General features: G+C 68.1%; 1 protein-coding gene and 2 pseudogenes. 2 read left to right on the top strand and 1 reads right to left on the bottom strand.

Annotated elements, in window-relative coordinates; genetic code table 11:
* On the bottom strand, positions 1-474 hold a 474-nt coding region (locus KGQ19_RS48465; protein ID WP_212022386.1), incomplete at its 3' end, for a hypothetical protein.
* Between the two features lie 19 nt (positions 475-493).
* Here KGQ19_RS48465 and KGQ19_RS53275 point away from each other — a divergent pair.
* Positions 494-848, top strand: a pseudogene (locus tag KGQ19_RS53275) (2-thiouracil desulfurase family protein); the annotation flags it as partial.
* 228 nt (positions 849-1,076) lie between these two features.
* Positions 1,077-1,694: pseudogene (locus KGQ19_RS48455) on the top strand (hypothetical protein); the annotation flags it as partial.
* Between the last annotated feature and the right edge of the window lie 130 nt (positions 1,695-1,824).

Genomic DNA, 1,824 nt, shown 5'->3' with positions numbered 1-1,824 from the left:
GCGGGGCAGGGATGGGCGGCCGGGCCAGAGCTGGAAGAGGTATTCCTCGCGTGGCCTGTACTGCTCGCCTTCTTCGGGCTCGAGGCCTCCGCCTTCGAGGCCGCGCATCCGTTCGTGGCCGCGGGAGTTGACGCGGAAGTGGTAGACCATCGGCCCGCCGCCGAGGTCGAGCGGTGCGGTGCGGTGGTCCCGCATCCCGTCGACGGCGATGATGGTGCCGGATCGGAGAACGACCTCCGAGTCGGCGGTGAACTCCCAGAGTTTGTCTGGTTGTCGGGCTGGTTCCTCGGCCCAGGCTTGCATGGTCACGATGGCCTTGTGGGTGTGTCCCGGGCTCCACATGTAGACAATGCCTTGGCGGACCGTGAGGTTTTCTCGGGGGATCCGGTGAGAAGACGGAGGTTCCTCGATGTTCGCTGGGTCCGCGTCTTCGAGGTCGAACCTGCGGAACTCGACATAGACCTGGTCGGTCACGGCGCGAAGCGGCTGGTGGCGCGCCGTCCCGGCGTGCGCCGAACAGGCCGGCGGCCTGCCGACGCCACGACCGCCCGCGGAGATCGTCGGCGGCGACGGGAACGACGTCCTCGACGGCACCGCCCCACATCGTCACCGCCGACGGAGAAGACGTCACCGCCGCGTTCGTCGCCGGCGCCGAAGCCGTCGCGAAGTTCGCCGCAGACCACGGAATCGCCCGCGCGGTGCTCCAGGACCGCAGCCCGTCATGTGGCTGCGGACGCATCTATGACGGCACCCACACCGGTGAACTGGTCGACGGCGACGGTGTTCTCGCCGCGCTGTTGAAAAGGCAGGGTGTCGAGGTCACGGCCACGTCACCGCGACGGCTTTGACGGCAGGCGGGGTTCTAGCCCGCAGTTCTTGCAGGTGGCGTTCAGCATGCGGCCGCGGTCTTGCTGCTTGCCGGGGGCATCGCTGGTTACTGCGGTGGCAGAGGGCTGGGCTGGCTGGCCGCGCAGCGTGTGACGGACTGGTACGACCTGGCGCCCGAGAAGGCGGACAGGCTTCGCAGCCTGCTCGGCCTACCGGAGTACGCCCCTGACGGACAAGGGAGCCGCAGGCCGGACGGGGCGACCCGCCTGGTGGTGGCCACCGCCGATCCGGCCACGCTCCCGGCCAAAGCCACCTGGTACCTGGCCACCAACCTGCCCCGGCCCGACGGACCCCGCCAGGCCGACAGCCCGCACCCGGCCGCCGACCTGGCCGAGATCGTCAGGATCTACGGCATCAGGCACTGGATCGAGCAGAGCTGCAAGCAGATCAAGGACGAGCTGGGCTGGGCCGACTTTCAGGTCCGCTCCGATGCCGCGATCCGCCGCCACCAGACGTTGGTGAACTGCGCGTTCTCGTTCTGCTGGGACACCTGGTTCGCCGAACCGGCCCCGCTGCACGCCCCGACGACGACCGAGGCCGCCGCCGGAGAGAGGGGGTCCCGAACCCGACCGCAGGTCCTCACCGCCGTCCTGGCCGAAGGCGATCCGCGCCGTCCGGGCATGGCTGGCTCCGTGGATCGCGCTACAACGTTGGTGGCAGGCTTGGTCGCCCGAGCCCCCGCCACCGGACCTCCAAGCCCTGATCAACGCGGTCAGCGCAGGACGAGGCTTGAACCTCTACCTCCCGCCTTAACAAACCACCGATGCGTGGTCACGTCGATGGCGACCACGTCCTTGTCCCCATAGGGTGCTAGATGAATGAGTCCGAAGTTCAGGCATGTCAGTGGTAGCTATGCGGTCTGGCCGTTGGTGTCGTGGGTGTCGTCTAGGGTCGGTTGTATGAAGATCGTCCACGAGGTCGCGATCATTGTTCTCA

This window comes from Catenulispora pinistramenti, from assembly GCF_018274385.1.
Lineage (GTDB): Bacteria > Actinomycetota > Actinomycetes > Streptomycetales > Catenulisporaceae > Catenulispora > Catenulispora pinistramenti.
Note: the sequence above shows the minus strand (reverse complement) of the source record. Positions and strands in the feature narration are given on the sequence as shown.